The 19,910-nt window shown below is 71.1% G+C and carries 21 protein-coding genes and 1 pseudogene; 10 read left to right on the forward strand and 12 right to left on the reverse strand.

The window, feature by feature from the left end; translation table 11 throughout:
- Positions 1-185: 185 nt before the first annotated feature.
- The 8 genes and pseudogenes from BM204_RS09445 to BM204_RS09475 form a co-directional block, all read right to left on the reverse strand.
- Positions 186-1,298, reverse strand: coding sequence for an FAD-dependent oxidoreductase (locus BM204_RS09445; RefSeq protein ID WP_091112444.1), 1,113 nt, complete (start codon positions 1,296-1,298; stop codon positions 186-188).
- Complete coding sequence (locus tag BM204_RS09450; protein ID WP_091112446.1) at positions 1,295-2,170, reverse strand: DUF1295 domain-containing protein; 876 nt, start codon at positions 2,168-2,170, stop codon at positions 1,295-1,297. The genes BM204_RS09445 and BM204_RS09450 overlap by 4 nt, the downstream gene beginning before the upstream one ends.
- 141 nt (positions 2,171-2,311) lie before the next feature.
- On the reverse strand, positions 2,312-3,724 hold the full coding sequence (locus BM204_RS09455) for a phytoene desaturase family protein (protein ID WP_091112448.1): 1,413 nt from the start codon (positions 3,722-3,724) through the stop codon (positions 2,312-2,314).
- A 4-nt stretch (positions 3,725-3,728) separates the two neighbouring features.
- Positions 3,729-5,474 (reverse strand): DUF3556 domain-containing protein, encoded by a 1,746-nt coding sequence (locus BM204_RS09460; protein WP_091112450.1) that lies wholly within the window; start codon positions 5,472-5,474, stop codon positions 3,729-3,731.
- 238 nt (positions 5,475-5,712) lie between these two features.
- Positions 5,713-6,291 (reverse strand): hypothetical protein, encoded by a 579-nt coding sequence (locus BM204_RS09465; RefSeq protein ID WP_091112452.1) that lies wholly within the window; start codon positions 6,289-6,291, stop codon positions 5,713-5,715.
- A complete protein-coding gene (locus BM204_RS23200) occupies positions 6,288-6,617 on the reverse strand; it encodes a winged helix-turn-helix domain-containing protein (protein ID WP_246166396.1) in 330 nt (109 codons plus the stop codon). Before BM204_RS23200 ends, BM204_RS09465 begins: the two co-directional genes overlap by 4 nt.
- A gap of 142 nt (positions 6,618-6,759) precedes the next feature.
- A pseudogene (locus tag BM204_RS23205) lies at positions 6,760-6,948 on the reverse strand (response regulator); the annotation flags it as partial.
- 4 nt (positions 6,949-6,952) lie between these two features.
- Positions 6,953-7,444 carry a DUF2231 domain-containing protein gene (locus BM204_RS09475; protein WP_218031296.1) on the reverse strand — a complete coding sequence of 164 codons (492 nt, stop codon included), beginning with the start codon at positions 7,442-7,444 and terminating at the stop codon, positions 6,953-6,955.
- 150 nt (positions 7,445-7,594) lie between these two features.
- Here BM204_RS09475 and BM204_RS09480 point away from each other — a divergent pair, with 150 nt between their 5' ends.
- From BM204_RS09480 to BM204_RS09505, 6 genes are read left to right on the forward strand one after another with little or no spacing between them, the layout of a single operon-like run.
- A complete protein-coding gene (locus BM204_RS09480; protein WP_091112455.1) occupies positions 7,595-8,569 on the forward strand; it encodes an SDR family NAD(P)-dependent oxidoreductase in 975 nt (324 codons plus the stop codon).
- A 34-nt stretch (positions 8,570-8,603) separates the two neighbouring features.
- Positions 8,604-9,227 (forward strand): nitroreductase family protein, encoded by a 624-nt coding sequence (locus tag BM204_RS09485; protein WP_246166398.1) that lies wholly within the window; start codon positions 8,604-8,606, stop codon positions 9,225-9,227.
- A 7-nt stretch (positions 9,228-9,234) separates the two neighbouring features.
- Entirely contained in the window at positions 9,235-9,888 is a 654-nt protein-coding gene (locus BM204_RS09490; protein ID WP_143099705.1) for a DUF3592 domain-containing protein, read from the forward strand.
- Positions 9,889-9,929: 41 nt separating this feature from the next.
- On the forward strand, positions 9,930-10,412 hold the full coding sequence (locus BM204_RS09495; RefSeq protein WP_091112460.1) for a glutathione peroxidase: 483 nt from the start codon (positions 9,930-9,932) through the stop codon (positions 10,410-10,412).
- Positions 10,413-10,417: 5 nt separating this feature from the next.
- Positions 10,418-10,894, forward strand: coding sequence for an SRPBCC family protein (locus BM204_RS09500; protein ID WP_091112463.1), 477 nt, complete (start codon positions 10,418-10,420; stop codon positions 10,892-10,894).
- 33 nt (positions 10,895-10,927) lie between these two features.
- Positions 10,928-11,353 (forward strand): bleomycin resistance protein, encoded by a 426-nt coding sequence (locus BM204_RS09505; protein WP_091112466.1) that lies wholly within the window; start codon positions 10,928-10,930, stop codon positions 11,351-11,353.
- Between the two features lie 27 nt (positions 11,354-11,380).
- Here the strand turns inward: BM204_RS09505 and BM204_RS09510 are convergent, their stop codons facing one another.
- The 3 genes from BM204_RS09510 to BM204_RS09525 all read right to left on the reverse strand — a co-directional run bounded on the left by BM204_RS09510 (position 11,381) and on the right by BM204_RS09525 (position 15,238).
- The gene (locus BM204_RS09510; RefSeq protein ID WP_246166400.1) at positions 11,381-11,767 is read right to left on the reverse strand and encodes a helix-turn-helix domain-containing protein; all 387 of its coding nucleotides are present in this window, start codon (positions 11,765-11,767) and stop codon (positions 11,381-11,383) included.
- 508 nt (positions 11,768-12,275) lie between these two features.
- Positions 12,276-14,603, reverse strand: a complete 2,328-nt coding sequence (locus tag BM204_RS09520; RefSeq protein ID WP_091112468.1) for an MMPL family transporter — start codon at positions 14,601-14,603, stop codon at positions 12,276-12,278.
- A gap of 47 nt (positions 14,604-14,650) precedes the next feature.
- On the reverse strand, positions 14,651-15,238 hold the full coding sequence (locus tag BM204_RS09525; protein ID WP_170259234.1) for a TetR/AcrR family transcriptional regulator: 588 nt from the start codon (positions 15,236-15,238) through the stop codon (positions 14,651-14,653).
- A 188-nt stretch (positions 15,239-15,426) separates the two neighbouring features.
- On the opposite strand from BM204_RS09525, the gene BM204_RS09530 reads away from it, so the two are divergent.
- Entirely contained in the window at positions 15,427-16,773 is a 1,347-nt protein-coding gene (locus BM204_RS09530) for an NAD-dependent malic enzyme (protein ID WP_091112473.1), read from the forward strand.
- On the opposite strand, the gene BM204_RS09535 is transcribed toward BM204_RS09530, so the two are convergent.
- Complete coding sequence (locus tag BM204_RS09535; RefSeq protein WP_091112476.1) at positions 16,764-17,423, reverse strand: hypothetical protein; 660 nt, start codon at positions 17,421-17,423, stop codon at positions 16,764-16,766. The genes BM204_RS09530 and BM204_RS09535 overlap by 10 nt on opposite strands.
- A gap of 310 nt (positions 17,424-17,733) precedes the next feature.
- Between BM204_RS09535 and BM204_RS09540 the strand changes: the two genes are divergently transcribed.
- The 3 genes from BM204_RS09540 to BM204_RS09550 all read left to right on the forward strand — a co-directional run bounded on the left by BM204_RS09540 (position 17,734) and on the right by BM204_RS09550 (position 19,910).
- A complete protein-coding gene (locus BM204_RS09540) occupies positions 17,734-18,111 on the forward strand; it encodes a hypothetical protein (RefSeq protein ID WP_091112478.1) in 378 nt (125 codons plus the stop codon).
- 105 nt (positions 18,112-18,216) lie between these two features.
- Positions 18,217-19,710 (forward strand): fatty acid desaturase, encoded by a 1,494-nt coding sequence (locus BM204_RS23425; RefSeq protein ID WP_091112480.1) that lies wholly within the window; start codon positions 18,217-18,219, stop codon positions 19,708-19,710.
- Positions 19,707-19,910 carry a ferredoxin gene (locus tag BM204_RS09550; RefSeq protein ID WP_091112482.1) on the forward strand — a complete coding sequence of 68 codons (204 nt, stop codon included), beginning with the start codon at positions 19,707-19,709 and terminating at the stop codon, positions 19,908-19,910. Before BM204_RS23425 ends, BM204_RS09550 begins: the two co-directional genes overlap by 4 nt.

Consider the following 19,910-nt stretch of genomic DNA (forward strand, 5'->3'; position numbering starts at 1 on the left):
GCGAGGTGGCAGTGGCCTGCGTCCTGGCACCCGAGACCGGGACCGGGACGACCGTGACGCTGCGCTGCCGGTCGCCACGCTGACGCACCAGGGCCTGGTGGGCCGTTGGGGGGGGCTGGTGGGGAATGTTGGTCGGGTCCAACCTCCCAGGGCTCACCGCCCGCCGGATACCGGGCGCGCCGGCCTCAGCTGCGTCGTACGCCGCCGTAGATCCCGCGTCGCACGATCAGCGGCTGGAGGACGCTGCGGATCGTCCAGGCGGGGAAGCGGAAGGCCTGGCCGGAGGGGGCGAAGACCTGGAGCCCGTCCGGCTGGAACCCGAGGACCGAGCCCCAGCGGCGGCCGGGGGCGCGGTAGGCCTTCAGCGGCAGCCCGGCGAGGTGGGCGCGGACGTTGGCGGCGAGCAGCTTGTCCGCCCGGTTGCGCGCCGAGGAGCGCAGCGGGTCGGTCGCGGCGACGTCGCCGACCGCGAAGACGCCGGGGTGGCCGGGGAGCGAGAGGTCGGGGCCGACGCGCACGAAGCCGTGCTCGTCGAGGAGCTCTGGGGGAAGCCACGCGGTGTTGGGTCGGACCCGGCCGATCGCCCAGAGCACGGCGTCGGCGCTGGAGGGCGGCTGGCCGGTGCTCCAAGCGACCGGCTCGTCGGTGATCTCGTCACACCCGAACCCGTCGGGGACCACGGCGCGGTGGCCGGGATGCAGGCTCACCCCGAGACCGGTGAGCCGGGCGGCGACGGTGCGCCAGACGCGGTGGTGGTGCTGGGGCAGCGCCCGCTCGCCGGGGAAGTGCAGGGCCACCCGCTTCTCGGGCCAGGTCAGCGCGAGGTGGGCGGCGCTGCTGACGGCGGCGGCGCCCCCGCCGATGACGATCACCGAGCGGGCGGCCGCGAGACGGTCGTGGGCGCCGCGGAGGTCGGCGTCGACGTCGGTGCTGCTCTGCAGGTCGGGCCGGCGCCAGAAGCCGTTGGTGACGCCGGTCGAGATGACCAGCACGTCGTAGGGCTCGTGGGTGTCGGTGCCGTCGGCGGTCGTGAGCCGCACCCGGCGATCGGCCGTGTCGAGGCCGGTGAGCGTGGCGTGGACCCGGCGCACGTGGTCGAGGCGGCGGTAGCGGTCGAAGCCGATCCGGTAGTCGCGCGCCCACTCCTCGGGCCGGGCCAGCCGCATCCCGAGCTCCTGCCCGCTGACCAGCTCGGGCTTGCTGGAGATCCCGACGACGTCGGCGTGGCGGGACAGGTGGATCGCGGTCAGCAGGCCGCTGTCGCCGAGGCCGGCGACCAGCACGCGCGCCCGCGTCACGTCGTACGACGTGCCGGTCGCGGCACGAAGCGGGGGACGCGGTCGATGACGTCCTGGTAGGCCGGGCGGCGCTCGAGGCTGCGCTCCTCCATCATCGGGATGCTCGCGCCCTGGAGCATCGCGAGCATCGCGAGCGCGCCGACGAAGAGCCACCACGCGTCACCGGGCGATGCGGCCACGCCGAAGAGCGCGAGGGCGAACCAGAAGGCCCACTCGCCGAAGTAGTTGGGGTGGCGCGACCACGCCCAGAGGCCCTGGTCCATGGCCTGGCCGGGCTGGCGGGTGCGGGCGAAGCGGTACATCTGGAGGTCGGCCACGAACGTGAGGAGCACGGCCCCGAGCCCCACGACGACCGCGACGGCGTCGAGCCAGCCGACGTCGCGGCCCTGCCGGGTGACGGCGACGTAGACAGGGAGGCAGCCGAGGAACACCTGGATCGTGGGGACCACGTGGATCCCCCCGAGGTCGGCGAGCGCCTCGGCCTTGCCTGCCTTGTCGCGGAGGAGGGGATAGCGCCAGTCCTCGTGATGCAGGCCGGGGAAGGCGTAGACCCAGTTGGCCGTCAGCCGCACCGCCCACACGACGATGACGAGCATCACCAGCGCGGCGCGGGTGTCGTTGGCCTCGGGACTCTGGCTCCACCACCACCCGGCCAGCAGCGGCGGCACCACGGACCAGTAGGCGTCATAGAAGCTGGAGTTGTGGTGGAACCGGCTGAACCCGAAGATCACCAGCGTCGCCAGCAGGTCTGCCACCAGGCCGTCCCACAGGATCGAGCCCGTGCTCGGCCCCAGCGCCAGCCAGGCAACGGCGACGGCGAGCGCGGACGCGTAGGCGATCGCCACGCGGGTCAGGGACGCGGACTTGGTCATGGGCCCTGACGCTAGTGACTCGCGGCGCTCGTCACATCCGAATCGCCCGAGCAGTTGCTTGGTCGGTGTCCCGAGCAGCGCGAGTCGGCGCAATGTCGCAGGCGTTGGGTGCAACATCGCGCCGACTCGGCGTCCGGCACGTCAGCGCAGGTGTCGCAGCGCGGAGGCGGCTGCGTTGGCGCCGCCCATGCCGTGCACGCCGGCGCCTGGAGGGGTGGCGGCGGAGCAGATGAAGACGCCGGGGATGCCCGTGGCGTAGGGGTCGAGGGCGAGCCGGGGCCGGAAGAGCACCTGGCGCGCGTCGTTGGCGCCGGTGACGATGTCGCCGCCGACATAGTTGGGGTTGTAGTCCTCCCACGCCGACGTGGAGGTGGTGGCCTGCGCGACGATGCGCTCGCGCGTGCCGGGGGCGAACCGTTCGATCTGGGCGATGATCGCCTCGGAGGCATCACCGTCGTAGCCGGTCGGCACGTGCGCGTAGGCCCACACCGGGTGGACGTCGCCGGCCGAGCGGGTGGGGTCGGCGAGGTACTGCTGGGCCAGGAGGACGTAGGGACGGGCGGGCATCCGGCCACGCTGGATGTCGATCTCCGCCTCGGCGATCTCCTCGAAGCGGCCGCCGAGGTGCACGGTGCCGGCGCGGCGGGCGTGCTCGTTGGTCCACGGGATGCCGCCCTGCACGGCGAGGTCGAGCTTGAAGGCCCCGGGGCCGTGGCGGTAGCGCTCGTAGGCGCGCCGCACCCGCCGGGGCAGCCGGTCACCGGCGACCTCGACGACCCCGGCGGGGGCCAGGTCGAGGATGACCACGTCGGTGGGCGGGAGGTCGTCGAGCGAGCGGACACGGACACCGGTCTCGAGGCGACCGCCGTGCTCGAGGACGATCGCGGCGAGGGCGTCGGTGATCTTCGCCGACCCGCCCTCGGGCACCGGCCAGCCGAAGCGGTGGCCGACGGCGAGCAGCATCGTCCCGATCGCCGACGAGGTGGGGCGGTGCAGCGGGAAGAACGCGTGGGCGGCCGCCCCTGCGTAGAGCGCCCGCGCCTCGTCGGTCTGCCACCGCCGCGCGACGGTCGAGGCCGGCAGCAGGGCACGCAGGCCGAAGCGCGCCAGGTGGAGGGGGTGGTGCGGGACGTGCATGATCGGGCCCATCAGGTCCTGCGCCAGGTCGTCGAAGGAGTCCGCGATCGGGCCGAACAGCCGGGCCCAGGCATCGCCGTCGGCCCCGAGCAACGCCCGGGTCTCCTCGAGGTCCTGCACCATCACCCCGGCCCGCCCGCCGTCCAGGGGGTGGGCCAGGTCGACCTCGGGATAGCGCCAGGTCACGCCGTACGACGTGAGGTCGGCGCCGCGCATGAACGGCGAGGCGACGCCCATCGGGTGGACCGCCGAGCAGTGGTCGTGCAGGAGCCCGGGGACCGTCAGCTCACTGGTGCGGGTCCCGCCGCCGATCGTCTCGTGAGCCTCGAGGACGGTGACCTCGACGCCCGCCTTCGCCAGCGTGACGGCCGCGGCCAACCCGTTGGGGCCGGAGCCGACGACGATAGCGGTGGGCACGTGGTCAGGCCTCCGGGCTCAGGATCGGGGCAGCTGCGGTGACGACGTCGTGGACCGGGATCTCGCCGGCCCAGGGCTGCCTCTCGAGCATGTCAGAGACGTGCACGACACCTCGCTCGAGCTCTCCGGTGGCGGCATCGACGAGGCGGTACTCCTGGCGGGGGTCCCAGAACCTCTGCGACTCCAGCGCGATCAGCCGGACCTCGCCGGGCTCCCAGGCACAGCGCTCCTGCAGCGCGGCGAGGAGCTGCTCGTGGTGCAGGTGGCCGTCCCCGAAGTTCCACCCCAGCGTCACGCCCGCCACGAACTCGCCGTCGTGGGGCGAGTAGTCGGTCTCGTGGTCGGGCCCGCACGCGCGGGGGATCAGCCCGAAGAGCGCGCGGCCGTGGGTGTGCATCGCGCGGAACGCATAGCCCTTGTGGACCAGCAGCGCCGCGGTCTCCTCGCCGTACAACATCTCGAGCTGCGTGGCCGGCAGCCGGGCTCCCTTCACCACCGAGGCGTCGAGCTTCGCGACCGCCGACGGCGTGAAGCACCACAGCGAGGTGGCCCAGTTGCCGGCGTAGTAGCGCATCGCGGGGAGGAAGGAGAACTGGTGCGGGAAGAGGTTGCCCAGCACGACGACGGATGCGGCGGCCGCGATCACCACCAGGACCAGGGGGTTGCCGAGGTCGCCGACGCCGACCGTTGCGTTCTCGACGAAGAGGAAGCCGATGCCGAAGATCATGAAGACGTTCCACTCCAGCGGGACGCCCATCGGCAGCGAGGTCAGGATCTGGAGGTGGAAGCAGACCATCACGATCGCGGCCACCGCCGTGACCGGCCCGCCGTCGGAGAGCAGCAGCACCAGCGGCACGACGTACTCCACGACCGTGCCGCCGTGGGCGAGGTTCGTCGAGATCCGCGACGGCCGGATGTCGTCGGGGAAGTCGCGGTGGAAGCGGCGCTTGACCGCCCTGACGCGCAGCAGCGGGTTGTTGCTCATCATCACCGACACGACGTGCGGGAAGTGCTGGTTGAGCTTGGACGTCGCGGCGCCCCACCAGATCAGCACCATCATCAGCTTGAGCCCGACGATCATGTCGGTGTCGCCGCCGCTGCCCGAGGAGAAGAGGAAGAACACCGCGAGCGTCCCGTAGACCTCGGTGCGCGCCGCCAGGAAGATCGTCTTGTCGCGCAGCCCGACCAGGACCAGCAGCCCGAAGAGCGGCAGGAACAGCAGCGGGTCGATGACCCCGACGCCGGGGCCGACCCCGGGCGCGAGCAGCAGCTGGACGACGGCAAGCAGCAGCCCGGCGTACAGGATCACGTCCACGAGGGTGCGGTGCGTCCCGCGCGTGAGCGGTATGACGGACGGCCAGGGTGGGAGCCGCACGGTGCCGGGCCGCAGCCAGTGCAGGAAGGCGCCGATCGGCGGCAGGAAGCGCAGCGTCAGCGGGCCGAAGCCGCAGCCGAGACCGAGCACCTCGAAGAGCAGGGTGAAGACGACGACCTTCTGGAAGAAGATCGGCTCGCTCCACCAATCGGCGATGTCCCCGAGACCCCCGATCCCGGGCGTCGCGGCGGTGAACAGGGCCGCGCCGAGGCAGTAGAGCGCGATCTTGGCCGTGTAGAGCACGTAGACGGCCTCGGGCGCCGAGAACCCGGCCTGGGCCCAGTCCTGGACCATCGGTCGCATCCGCTCCATGCGCGAGCCGCGGGCCCACTCCTCGCGGTCGAGGTCCGGCAGGTTGGGCGAGATGAACCCCATGGCGCACGCTCCTGTGACGGCGGACGTCGGCGTCCGTCCGGGCAACGTAGCGGCTGGAGCGGCCCGGGGTGTCGGATCAGCGACGTTCAGGAGGTGGCGCGGCCCTCGTGCTCGATGAGCACCAGGGCGAGATCGTCACCGATCTCGGCGCGGGATGCCCGCAGCTGGCCAGCGTCAGTCGGTCCGGCCCGAGCTCCGCGACCGGGGTCGGACACCGACTCGTGAATGCGGCAACGCCTCAGACCTGTGGAAGCCGGACGACCGGTGCCAGCGCGCGCAGGGCCACCTCGACGGGCATGGCCAGCCGGTGGTCGGCCACGTCGGTGCTGACCTCGGCCCCCTGCGGTCCGGAGGCAGCCAGGGCGTCCCGCACGGCTTCGGCCAGCGAGCACGAGGTCATCCCCGCGATCTCGGGCACCGCCGGTGCGGTCCGGGCCATCTCCAGCAGGGTCGTGAGGGGGGTGCGGAGCTCGTGGGCGAGCTCGGAGGTGAGGCGCTGCTCGGAGCGGATGGCGGCGGCCACCTTGTCGAGGAGGGTGTCCAGGTCGCGGCGAGCGCGGTGATCTCGTTGCCCGGGGGGCCGAGGTCGAAGCGCTGGCCCAGGTCGTGCTCGCTCCAGTCCGCGGCGGTCCCGGCAAGCAGGGCCACCGGTCGGAGGGCCCGACCGACCACCCATGCGGCGATGGCCGCGGCTGAGCCCGGAGAGGATCAGCTGGAGCACCAGCGTGAGCAGCAGCATCGCGAGCGCCGTGACGCACGCCGTGAGCATCACGATCTGGCGGCGGAACGGGCCGAGCAGGGCCGGCGAGGCCCTCATCGGACCCGGAAACCCACGCCGCGGACCGTCTCGATCGTCACCGACGAGCCGATGCTGGTGAGTTTGGCGCGGATGTGCCGGATGAAGGAGTCGACGGTGTTCTGGCTGACGATCGCGCCGTCCGGCCACGCTGCGGCGACCACGCTGCGTCGTCTCACGACCTCGCCGGGGCGGGACGTGATCGCCGCGAGCATCCGGAACTCGGTGGGTGTGAGCAGGGCCTCGCCCCCCGCGGCGCGGGCGGAGTGGGCGGCGGGGTCGAGCACCAGCCCGGGGAGCGGGGTCGGCGCGGGTCGGCCGCGCCGCCCGAGCGCCTCGATGCGCACCAGCAGCTCCTGGACGTCGAACGGCTTGGCGACGTAGTCGTCGCCGCCGGCGTGGAAGCCCGAGAGCCGGTCGTGCAGGTCGCCCAGGGGCCGTGAGGAACACGACCGGGGCAGCCTGGCCGGCGGAGCGCAGTGCCTGGGTCACGTCGAGGCCGTCGGAGTCGGGGAGTCCGATGTCCATGACGACCACGTCGACCGGGTTGTCGGCCCCGAAGAGCCGCAGTGCCTCACCCCCGTTGTGGGCGACCAGGACCTCGTGGCCGGCGAACGCCAGTGCCTGCTGAAGGAGTCGTCGGATCGACGCGTCGTCCTCGCAGACACCGATGAGCACGGGCCTAGTCTCCCGTCGACGAGGTGACCGCGTCTCCCCAGGCAGCCCGCGCGCCGGAGTCGCCGACCCGATAGACCTGCACGGTGGTCGCCAGGCCGGCCACGACTGCCAGCACGGCGACGACGGTGAGCATCGTGTTCTTGGCCGTGGCGGCGCTCGCGTCGGCGGTGACGGCCTTGTCGTGCCGGCGCTGGAGGTAGACCAGCGCGGCGGAGAGGATGACCAGGGCGAGGCCGAACCACACCAGGCTCTCGCCGAGGTCGGCGTGCTCGCCGGGGTCACCCACGCGCTTCTCCAGGGCCTCGCCGCTCGAGGTGGCGACCGGGCACAGGATCGTGGCGACCAGCGCCGCGCCGACGACGAGCGGCCCGTAGGTCGCCCGCCACCGCGGGCGGACGGCGATGGCGATGGTGCCGAGCATGGCCAGTGGAAGGAGGACGACGACAGCGTGCACGACGAGCGGGTGCAAGGGGATGCCGTTGATGAGATCGAACATGGGGTTCCTCACGGGGAGTCGGGGTATGGGGGGAGTCTGCTGCCGGGAACCTGCAGGCCACCTGACCGCGGCCGACCAGGTCAGCTCTGGCCCCGCCAGGGCCCATGGTCCCTGAGGTCGGGTTTCGGGGCCGGCCCTACCGTGGGGCCCATGAGCCCGACCACTTTCCTCGACGCCGCCCTGGACCGCTCCCTGGTCCTCGGCTACACCAAGATCGGCTCCGGCCTGCGCAGGCGTTGGTGGCCCGCCGACCCGGCACCGGGCTCGATGCACGGCAAGCGGGTCGTGGTGACCGGTGCGACCTCCGGCATCGGCGAGGCGATGGCCCGCTCCTTCCTCGACCTCGGCGCGACGGTCCACCTGCTCGGCCGCAACCCCGAGAAGGTCTCGCGCTACGCCGCCGAGCTGCGCCGCGACGTGCCGACCGCCGACCTCGTCGAGGAGGTGTGCGACATCGGTGACCTCGACGCCGTCCGCGCCTGGTGCGACGAGCTCAGCGGCCGCGTCGAGGCCCTCCACGGCATCGTCCACAACGCCGGCACCATGACCCAGCAGCGCGAGGAGAGCCCCCAGGGCCACGAGTTCACCCTGGCCGCCCACGTCCTCGGCCCGCACCTGATGACCGAGCTCCTGCTGCCGCTCCTCGGTGCGGCCGAGGGTTCCTCGGTGGTCTTCATGTCCTCGGGCGGGATGTATGGCGCCGGCCTGCGCTCGGAGCCCGACGAGATCGAGTTCCGCGAGGCGGCGTACGACGCCGTGCAGGGCTATGCGCGCACCAAGCGGATGCAGGTGGTCCTGGCCGACGCGTGGTCGGACCGCTTGCGCGGGGGCACGATCCGCGTCGAGAGCATGCACCCGGGCTGGGTGGCCACCCCGGGGGTGAGCGAGAGCCTCCCCACGTTCAACAAGGTGATGGGCCCGCTGCTGCGCACCGCCGAGGCGGGCGCCGACACCGCGGTCTGGTTGGTCGCCACCCGCCCGGAGTCGGCAGGCAGCCAGCACTTCTGGCACGACCGGGCCCTGCGCCCCACCACCTTCGGCTGGCAGCGTGACCAGGACCCTGACGCGCTCGCCGCGTTCCTCGCCTACGTCGTCGGCGCGACGGGCACCACCGCCGCCTGGTGAGGTGCCGGGGCGCCGACCCGGGATAATGACGCGCATGGACCACGCACCGATGCCGGGAGCCGAGCACCTGGCCGAGCCGCTGCGATCGCGGTGGAGCCCGAGCATCTTCGACGACCAGCACCGACTGACCCACGAGCAGATCGGCACGCTGCTCCACGCCGCGCAGTGGGCGCCGAGCTCGGGCAACAGCCAGCCGTGGGCGTTCGTGGTGGCCGAGCGGGGCAGCGCGAGCCACGACGTGCTGACGCAGCACCTCAGCCGCGGCAACGCCGGGTGGGTGCCGCGCGCCTCGGTCGTGCTGGTCACCGCCACCCAGGTCGCGCCCGACGAGGACGGCAACGGCGGGCGCAGCGAGGCGCTGGCGCACTACGACCTCGGCCAGGCGGCCGCCCACGTCACCCTGCAGGCGCGGGCGATGGGCTTGCACGCGCACCAGTTCGGCGGCTTCGACCAGGCGGCAGTGGCCGCGGGGCTCGGAGTGCCGGCCCACTACCGCGTCCTGAGCGGCATCGCGATCGGCGCCCGCGGCAACCCCGACGACGTCCCGGAGCGCGACCGGGAGCGCGAGCAGCGCCCCCGCGCGCGCCGCCCCCTCGCCGAGATCGTCCACGGAGCCGCCTGGGGCGAGCCGTGGCCACCCCCCGGCGAGGCCCTGTGAGGATCCGGTGAGGAGTCGGCGCCAGGCGCTGTTGCTGCTCGCCCTGCTCTTCGTCCTGGTCAACCTGCCGCTCGCCCACTCCACCTGGACCAAGAGCCGGGTGGAGCGCTCCGGGGTGGACGTGACCGCAGTTGTCACCGACACCCGTGAGGTGACGTCCGACGACGAGACCGGCTACCTCGTGGAGTTCCGGTTCCCCACCGACGTCGACCCCGCGCAGACGCTCTGGACCGCCCGCATCGACGCACCCACCCACGACGAGGCCGTCGAGACCGAGCAGCTCGCGGTGCGCGTGCTCCCCGACCAGCCGTCGGCGTACGTCGTGCAGGGCCAGGTCTCCGGCCGCATCGGGCTCTGGATCACCGTGGCAGCCGACCTCTTCCTGCTGGTGATGGCACTCCTGCTGGCCCGCTTCCGCGGTCGTACGGCGCCCGCGCTCGCGCTGGTCGCGACCGAGGACCTGGTGCGCTGCAAGCCCGGGGCCACCCTCGAGCGGCTCGACGGGCTCACCTACGTCGTGGAGGGCGAGGTGCTGGAGATCAGCGACGACCTCGTGGTCCTCGACCTGGGCGACCGGCTGGTCCGCGTGCACCTCGACGGGCACGCCAACCCGGCCGGGCACCAGCAGCCCGTGCGCGCGACCGGCCGCATGATCGGGTGAGACCCCGACCAGGACTTGGCGCGGCCAGGAACAATATGGCCATGAGCTCTCTCCACACCTTCACCGCGGCGGGCATCGACGGCCAGGACGTCGACCTCGCCGCCTACGCCGGCCAGGTCGTCCTCGTGGTCAACACCGCCTCGCAGTGCGGGTTCACGCCCCAGTACAAGGGGCTCCAGGAGCTCCACGACGCCTACAGCAGCCAGGGCTTCGCCGTCCTGGGCTTCCCGTGCGACCAGTTCGGCCACCAGGAGCCGGGTGAGGACGCGGAGATCGCGGGCTTCTGCGAGCGCAACTTCGGGGTGACCTTCCCGTTGTTCAGCAAGGTCGAGGTCAACGGCGACGGTGCCCACCCGCTCTACCGGTGGATGCGCTCCGAGAAGGGCGGCCTGCTCGGCAGCAAGATCAAGTGGAACTTCACCAAGTACCTCGTCGGCAAGGACGGCCAGGTCATCAGCCGCTACTCCCCGACCACCAAGCCGGAGAAGATCGAGGGCGACATCGCGAAGGCACTCAAGGCCTGATCGAGATGGCGACCTTCTCAGCAGCGACCACGGCAGAGGCGCTCGTCCCCTACGACCGCCAGAAGATCTGGGACGTCCTCGTGGACCCTGACCTGGTGGCCCGGTTCACGCCCTTCGTCAAGAAGATCGTGGAGGACGGCGACCACTGGCGCTGGTCGATGAGCGGCCTCGAGGTGCTCGGCATCGGCTTCGCACCGGTCTTCAGCGAGCGGATGATCCTCACCGACCTCGAGCGCATCGAGTTCAAGCACGACCCGGCGCAGGGCCAGAAGGAGCGGGCCGGCGTCAACGGCTGGTATGCCCTGAGCGAGGCCGACGGTGGCACCCGGCTGGAGACCAGTCTCGACATCTGCGCGAGCCTGCCGCTGCCGCGGCTCTCCTCGCCGGCGGTGACGAGCGCGATGAAGGGCGTCATGGCCACCATGGGTGACCGGTTCTCCAAGAACCTCCTCGACCACCTGTCGAAGCAGCCGAAGAAGTAGCACCATGGGCGGCCTCGCCATGAGGAGGCCCCGATGCGTCTGACCAGCACCGTCCCGGCCCTGCCGGTCACCGACGTGGTCCGGGCGGTCGCGTTCTACGCCGACCGCCTGGGCTTCGTTGCGCGCCACCAGGACGAGGGCTTCGCGATCGTCGTGCGTGACGCCGCGGAGCTGCACCTCTGGGAGGCCGGCGACACCGGATGGCGCCTGCGTGACCCGGCGGACCTCGGCGACTGCCCCGTCCGCACCGGTGCGGAGGACTTCATCGCCGGCACGGCCAGCTGCCGGATCGCGGCCGACGAGGTCGACACCCTGCACGACGAGCTGGCGGCTGCCGGGGTCCTGCACCCCACCGACTCCGGCTCGCCCGACGACACCGACTGGGGCACCCGCGAGTTCGCCGCCCTCGACCTCGACAACAACCTGCTCACGTTCTTCGCGCGGGTCCTCGGACCCTGACGCCAGCCTGTTCTTCCCGCCACTCGATCAAGCGCGGCGACGCAGTCGGTCGAGGTCCAGCTCGACCTCGACTCCGTTGATGGTGGCCACGAGACGCGGGTGCTCGGCCCCCGTGGCGTGGAGGTAGTCCGCCAGGGTGGAAAGGAGCATGTCGTCGCGTCGCTCGAGTCGGGAGACGGCTCCCTGGTCGACTCCCATCCGCACTGCCACCTCGGCTTGGGTCTGGTCGCCTGCCTTGCGGATCACCGCGAGGTTTTCGGCATAGACACGGTCCAGCTCGCGGGACTCGGCCTGGATGAGGGCGACCCTCTCCGCGACGCCAGGCTTGGCAAGCATCTCGTCGAGGCGCTTGTTGCCCCGGACGAATGTGGGCTCGGCAGTGACCGGCTCGTCGGAGCGAGATGTCGATGTCATGGGTCCGTCCATTCTGATTCGTGCTTCCAGGGGTCGACCGACGCATCGGCGCGACTGCCGACGCTGTTGTAGAACGCGTCTTCCATCGCTGCCTTGTCTCCCGCGAAGAGGGCCACGACCACGGTGTTGGAACCCGGCGGGACCAGCAGATCAGCCGAACGGCGGTGTTCTCGCGGTAAGGGTGTGAGACCCGCCAGACGATGTTGGTCCGGGACTGGCGCACGACCTTAAGGGTGGCGGTCTCCTCGGCCGGGACCTCGGTGAGGTCTTGAAGTGCCTTGAGCTCGGCGAGGACCAGGTCGAGTGGCTCTCGAGCTCGCCCGTCCCCGCGATCGGCTCGTCTTCGAGGGTGTCCAGCCAAGCGCCGAACGATCTCGGCCAGTCGATCTCCACCGCACTAGTATGGCATCAGAAGCATATGTCTTTCAATACATGGTTGCACCATTCCACAGGAAGACGACGAAGGCCCCCTAAGGGCGCCCGGGGCCTTTCGGGGTGCTGACCTGGGTCAGACCTTGACGCTGCTGTCCTCGTCGAGGTCCTCGAGCTCGTCCTCGAGGGACCGACCGGTGAGGTGCGGGCGGGGGAGCTTCTCGCCCTCGACGTCGACGTTGGGCAGGATCTTGTCGAGCCAGGCGGGGAGCCACCAGGCCTTCTCGCCCATGAGGAACATCAAGGCCGGGATCAGCGTCATCCGCACGATGAAGGCGTCGAAGAAGACGGCGACGGCGAGGGCGAAGCCCATCGACTTGATGATCGGCTCGTCGATCAGCACGAACGCGGCGAAGACCGAGATCATGATGACCGCAGCTGCGGCGACGACCCGGGCGGAGTTGCGGAAGCCGTCCACGACCGCGTCGTGGGTGGACATGCCGTGGACGTGGGCCTCGCGCATCCGGGTCACGAGGAACACCTGGTAGTCCATGGCCAGGCCGAAGACCAGGCCGATCAGGAAGATCGGCATGAAGCTGACGATCGGCTGGCCCTCGACGATCCCGAACAGGCCCTCCTGGAACACCGCGACGGTCGCGCCGAGCGTGGCCAGGACCGAGAGCAGGAAGCCGAGGGTGGCGGTGAGCGGCACCAGGATCGAGCGGAAGACGATCATCAGCAGGATGAACGCCAGGCCCACGACGACGGCGAGGTAGAGCGGCAACGCGCTGCTCAGCCGCTCGGAGACGTCGGTGGTGATGGCGGTCAGGCCGGTCACGCCGATCGTCGTGCCGGTCCGGTCCTCGATGTCGGGCTGGCCGTCGCGCAGGTCGGTCAGCAGGTCCTCGGTGGCGGTGTTCTCGGGGCCGGTGGCCGGCGTCACGAGGATCTGCGCGCCGGTGCCGTCCTCGTTGGTGCCGGCGACCTGGGCGTTGGCGACGCCCTCCTGGCCCGAGGCCCAGGCGGCGACGTCACCGAACGCGGTGCCGCGGTCGGCCTCGGCGACGTCACGGGCGTCGACGACCAGCAGCATCGGGGCGTCGCGGCCGGGGCCGAACGCGTCGGCGACCAGGTCGGAGGCCTGGCGCTGGGTGGTGTCGGTCGCGGCGGTGCTGTCGCTGGGGAACGCGAGGTGCAGGCTCTGCAGCGGCAGGGCGAGAGCGCCCAGGCCGAGCACCGAGACGATCACGAAGGCAACCGGGGCCCGGGCGATGAAGCGCGCCCAGCGGACCCCGTTGTTGAGGATCAGGCCGCTGCTCTCGCGGGCGGGACGGTAGTGCCGCACCCGGCCGCCGAACGCCTTCGACTTGGTCATGCCGAGGATGGCGGGGAGCAGCGTGAGGGCGACCAGGACGGCGACCAGGACGGTTGCGGCGGCCGCCACGCCCATGCTCGCGAGGAACGGGATGCCCACGAGCAGCAGCGCGGTCAGGGCGATGATGACGGTGAGACCGGCGAACACGACGGCCGAGCCGGCCGTGCCGACGGCGATGCCGACGGCTTCCTCGCGGTCGTCGGTGTGCTGCAGCTCGCTGCGGTAGCGGGCGAGGATGAACAGCGCGTAGTCGATGCCGACCGCGAGCCCGATCATCGTGGCCAGCATCGGGGTGGTGGAGCCGATGTCGGTGAAGGCCGTCATCGCGGTGATGCCGGTGATGCCGAGACCGACACCGACCATGGCGGTGATGATCGGCAGGCCGGCGGCGATGAGCGAGCCGAAGGTGAGGATCAGCACGATCAGCGCGACACCGATGCCGATCAGCTCCGAGGTGCCGCCGATCTCGGCCATGCCCGTGGTGCCGGAGCCGTTGGCCTCGACCGTGAGGCCGTCGGTGCTGGCGTCTGCCATGACCTCCTTGAGCTGCTCGATCGTGGTGGGCTCCACGTCGGCGACGGTGTCGACGTCGAAGGCCCACGAGATGGTGCCGACCCGACCGTCCTCGCTCAGCGGCGAGATGGCGTCGGCGTTGGCCCGCGCCTCGGTGACCGAGCCCCCGGACTCCGTGGCGCCCTGCACGATCTGCTCCCGCTGCGTGTCGGCAGCCTGCACCGGGTTGACCAGCGGTGGCTCCGTGGGCATCTGCGGGAGGGCGGCCAGCGCGGCGATCAGGTCGTCGACCTGGGCGGCGTACGTCGGCTCCGCCAGCGTGGTGCCCTCGGGGGCAGCGACCACCACCTTGACCGTGGCCTGGTCGAAGGCGCCGACGGTTTCCGGGAAGAGCTCGGCCTGGAGGTCGGCGGCCTTCTCGGAGGGGATGCCGGGGATCGAGAACGAGTCGCTCATCGGCTTCGACATGGTTGCCGCGAACGCGCCGACGCTCACCATGGCGAGGATCCACGCCGCGAGGAAGAGGGGCCAGCGGCGGTAGGCCGTCTTGCCGAGTCGGTGGAGCAGGGTGGCCATCGAGGTCTCCTGGGTGAGGACGGGGGAGCGGTGGAAGAAGAGGAGGATCAGGCGAGGAGCTCGCGCGCCGCGCGCAGGCTCTCGTCGTAGAGGTCGGCCAGCGAGCGCTCGGGCTCGTGCTCGGAGTGGGGCAGGCAGCCGTCGAAGATCGCGACCAGCAGCCGGATCAGCAGCCGGGCCCGGTCGGCGCCGAAGGCCTGGCCCTCCCGGGCGAGGATCACGTCGACGAACTCGGCCGTGATGTCCTCGAAGCGGGCGTGGGCGGCCATGATCAGCCGCGGCTCGCCGGTGATGACCCGACGCCCGAGCTCCATCTGGTCGCGGGTGATGTCCTTGCCGTCGAGGATGACCCGGACCAGCTCGCCCAGGTCGGCGACCAGGTGGCCGTGGGGACCGCCGGCGTGGAAGGTGGCCATCACCGCCGGCGGGATCTCCGGTGGGTTGCCGAGCACGGCGTCGAGCTTGCTGGGGAAGTAGTTGAAGAGCGTGCGGCGCGAGACGTCGGCGGCCTCGGCGAGGTCCTCCATCGTGAAGCCGTCGAGCCCGTGCTCGTCGGTCAGGCGCAGGGCGCACAGGGCGATCCGGTGCTCGGTCTGCTGCCTGCGCCGTTCTCGCGTCGTTGCACTTTTCTCCATGGAGTGCATTGTTGCACTCTAGTGCTGAAAGTGCAGAATTGTGACGGCGGTCACGCCGCGACGCCTCCGCGGTTCTGGTCGTTGTGGTCCCTGCCCGCGTACTTGTGACTTGCCCGTAACCCTGCGATGGGGCCAGGGTGGCGAGCGTGTCAAGACCCTCCGCCACCCCCTCGTCGTACTCGATCACCATGCGCCTGCACACGGCGCCCGACCACGGGGTCGTGGGCCAGGTCGCCACGGCCATCGCCGCCGCCGGCGGGATCGTCACGGCCATCGACGTGGCCGAGTCCACCGGCACCCGTCTGGTCCTCGACGTCACCTGCTCGGCCGGCGACGCCGACCATGCCCAGGAGCTCGAGGCAGCCGTCGACGAGGTGCCCGGCGTCGAGGTCTACAAGGTCAGCGACCGCACGTTCCTGCTCCACCTCGGTGGCAAGATCTCGGTCAACAGCAAGGTCCCGCTGCGCAACCGCGACGACCTCTCGATGGCCTACACCCCGGGGGTGGGCCGGGTCAGCATGGCGATCGCCGAGCACCCGGAGGACGTCTGGCGCCTGACGTCCAAGGGCAACACGGTCGCCGTGGTGACCGACGGCTCCGCGGTGCTCGGCCTCGGCAACCTCGGGCCGGGCGCCGCGCTGCCGGTCATGGAGGGAAAGGCGGCGCTCTTCAAGCGCTTCGCCGACATCGATGCCTGGCCGATCTGCCTCGACACCCAGGACACCGACGAGATCGTCCGCGCGGTCGAGCTGATCGCACCCGGCTTCGGCGGCATCAACCTCGAGGACATCGCGGCTCCCCGGTGCTTCGAGATCGAGCGCCGGCTGCGCGCCAGCCTCGACATCCCGGTCTTCCACGACGACCAGCACGGGACGGCGATCGTCGTGCTGGCGGCGCTCACCAATGCCCTGCGCGTGGTGAAGAAGGACCTGGCAGCGGCTCGCGTGGTCGTGTCGGGCGCTGGTGCGGCAGGCTCGGCGATCGTCACGCTGCTGCTGGCCGCGGGGGTGACCGACGTGGTCGTCTTCGACCGTGAGGGCTGCCTGGTGCCTGACCTGCCAGGACTCTCCCCGGCCAAGAAGCAGCTCGCCGAGGCGACCAACCCGCGTCTGGTCTCCGGCGACCTGCGTGCGGGCCTCGCCGGCGCCGACGTGTTCATCGGCGTGAGCGCGCCCAAGGTCCTCCGGGCCGAGTGGATCAAGGACATGGCCGCCGACGCGGTCGTCTTCGCGCTGGCCAACCCCGACCCGGAGGTCGACCCGGCGGCGGCCGGCAAGTACGCCGCGGTCGTGGCCAGCGGTCGCTCCGACTACCCCAACCAGATCAACAACGTCCTGGCCTTCCCCGGGGTGTTCCGCGGGCTCCTCGATGCCCGCGCCTCCGAGATCACCTTGGAGATGCTGCTGCGGGCGGCCGAGGCGATCGCCCTGTCCGTCAAGGACGAGGAGCTCAACTCCAGCTTCATCATCCCCAGCGTCTTCAACCCCGACGTGCCCAAGGCGGTCGCGGCGGCGATCCGGGGCGATCAGCGGTAGCTGATCGAGGCCGCCCCGCGGAACGTCACGATCGTCGCGAGCGCGTCCTCGCGCAGGACGCGCTCCTCGGCGCGGACCTCCACGGCGTAGGGGAAGTCGACGTACATCGACGTCACGGTGAAGCCTGCGTCCTCCTCGAGCTCGCGGCGCCACTCGTAGCGGACCGGCGTGCCGTTGTCGGCCTCGACGGTGAGCCGCTCCGCGTCGCCGTACTCCTGCTGGATGAACGCGCGGGCCGGCTTGACCCCGGTCAGCTCGCTGTAGGTGAGGACGATCGGGGAGCCACCGATCTCGACGGTGCACTCCCACATCGTGGGGCGCTCGAAGGCGGGGTTGTCGAGCAGCACGTCACGGCACTCGTCCGCGTCGGGCTGGAAGGACGGGAAGACCCAGCGCAGGCCGGCGACGCCCTCGGGCAGTCCGCAGTCCTGCGGGTCGACGAGCCGCTCGCCGTCCCAGCAGCGGACGGTCGCGACCTGCGGCGCGGACCCGGGCACCTGCTCCCAGAGCATCCGCGCGCCGATCCCGCCCGAGACCACCAGGGCGCCGATGAGCGGCAGCAGGACCAGGGGGGTGCGGAAGTGCGCGACCGCGCGCATCGCGCGGGTGAACCCGGACGGACCCTCGCGTACGACGGGTGCCGCGGGCACCGCAGCGCCTCCCAGATCGCCTCTCGGATCGCCGACGGGAGCACCGACGGGAGCACCACAATCGGTGCAGAACCGCCCGCTCGCCGCCGGGGTGCCACAGCGTGCGCAGGCAGGCCCCAGGTCCCGCGGTTGTGTCATCGTGCACCCCTCGACGCCTCGTTCGTGGGGTCAGTGTGGCGGTCCGTCACGACCGGGGCCAGTGCCACCACGGCCCCAGCGGACTCCGCTCGGCAGTCCTGGCGCGGGCAGAATCTAGACCAGTACCCAGTGCGCCCTGGAAGTATGCATGCGTCCAGCGCACAATGTCGTCATGTCCTACGGAGTCCTGATGTCGAAGACCGGCCACGTGATGGTCGAGACGACGGGCGGCTCCGGCGACACCGACACCGACACGGTGCTGGACCGGTTCCAGGCCGTCTTCGGCGCGGCGTGGGTGCCGGGACGTCTCACGCTGACGAGCCTGCACCTCAACTACGTGCCGTCCCGCTCCGGCCAGGGCGTGGCGATGCTGGACCTCAACCTGCGCGACGTCACGACCGTCGAGCTGAGCAGTGGTCGGGTGAGCAAGACCATCGGGCTGCGCACCGCCCGGCACCTGTTCCACGTCCGCTCGTTGGCGGCGCCTGCCCTCGCCCAGCAGATCGCCAGTGCTCTGGACCAGCTGCGCAAGAGACATCGGACCAGGTGATGGTCACCGCCTGACGTCGCACTCCGGAGAACTTTACAAACGTCAACCCCTTGTCAACCTCGTTTACAAACGCTACCTTCCTGTAAACCAGCAAGGAGGCTGACGATGGACATCCCCACCCAGACCCCTACCGCGATCCCCACCGAGAGCATCGCCAACAGCACCGTCCCGTCCGGGTCGAGCGACCAGTGGACCGACAAGAAGCGCTACCTGTGGCTGATCGGGCTCGTGGTGCCCTCGCTCGCGTTCCTGGCCTACGGCCTGTGGCTCGCGACCGGGCTCGGCGCGTGGTTCTGGATCGGCCCGGTGGTGATCCTGGTGATCGTGCCCGCGATCGACCTGTTCTCCGGCCTCGACCGTTCCAACCCCCCCGACGAGGCCATCGAGGCGCTCGAGGCCGACGCCTACTACCGCTGGGTGACCTACCTCTTCCTGCCGATCCAGTACGTCGGGTTCGTCGGCGCGATGTACCTCATCGCCCGCGGAGACCCGCTCGGCATCGGCGGCGACCTGACCGCATGGGACAAGGTCGGTCTGGCGCTAACCATCGGCTGCATCGGCGGCATCGGCATCAACACCGCCCACGAGCTCGGCCACAAGCGGGAGGCCAACGAGCGTTGGCTGTCCAAGATCGCCCTGGCCCAGAGCTTCTACGGCCACTTCTACATCGAGCACAACCGTGGCCACCACGTGCGGGTCGCCACCCCCGAGGACCCCGCCTCCTCCCGCATGGGTGAGAGCTTCTACGCCTTCTGGCCCCGCACCGTGGGCGGCTCACTCAAGAGCGCCTGGAACGTCGAGAAGAAGCGCTACGCCCGCCGCGACCAGCACCCCTTCCGCATCGGCAACGACGTGCTCAACGCCTGGGTGATGTCGGCCGTGCTGTTCGGTGGCGTGATCGCCTGGCTCGGTCTCGAGGTCGTCCCCTACCTGCTGCTCCAGGCTGTCATCGGCTTCTCGCTGCTCGAGGTCGTCAACTACATGGAGCATTACGGGATGCTGCGGCAGAAGGTCGGCAAGCCCGGCAAGGAGCGCTTCGAGCGTGTCGACCCGTCGCACTCGTGGAACTCCAACAACATCGCCACCAACGTGCTGCTCTACCACCTGCAGCGCCACAGCGACCACCACGCCAATCCGACCCGTCGCTACCAGACGCTGCGTGACTTCGAGGAGTCGCCGGTCCTGCCCACCGGCTACGCCGGCATGATCACCCTCGCGCTCTTCCCGCCCCTCTACCGCCGGGTGATGGACCCCCGGGTCCTCGCGCACTTCGACGGTGACCTGACCCGGGCCAACCTCCAGCCGGGCAAGCGGGACAAGCTCCTCGCGAAGTACCCGCCCCCGGTGACGCAGAGCGCGGAGGAGATCGCGGCCGAGCAGGCGTCAGCCGACGCGGCTGCCGCCCTGACGCCCGACGAGGTCATGGCCGCGCGCTGCCCCGGCTGCGGCCACACCTACCAGGTCGAGGCCGGCAACGAGCTCCAGGGCTTCGCCGCCGGCACCGCCTGGTCGGACATCCCCGAGGACTGGTGCTGCCCCGACTGCGGGGTCCGCGAGAAGGTCGACTTCGTGCCCCTCACCTCGGTGGAGGCCCCGTGAAGATCGAGGTGGACCGTGACAGGTGCGAGGGGCTCGGTATGTGCGAGGCCATGGCCCACCACTACTTCGAGGTCACGGAGACCGCGGACGGCGACGAGGTCATGTCGGTGCTCGACGACTCCCCGCCGGAGTCCGACCGGGCCCAGGTGTTCGCCGCCGTCCAGGCCTGCCCCGTCCTGGCGCTGACGCTCACGGGCTGA

Origin of the sequence: Nocardioides psychrotolerans (assembly GCF_900113685.1) — a bacterium.
Lineage (GTDB): Bacteria > Actinomycetota > Actinomycetes > Propionibacteriales > Nocardioidaceae > Nocardioides > Nocardioides psychrotolerans.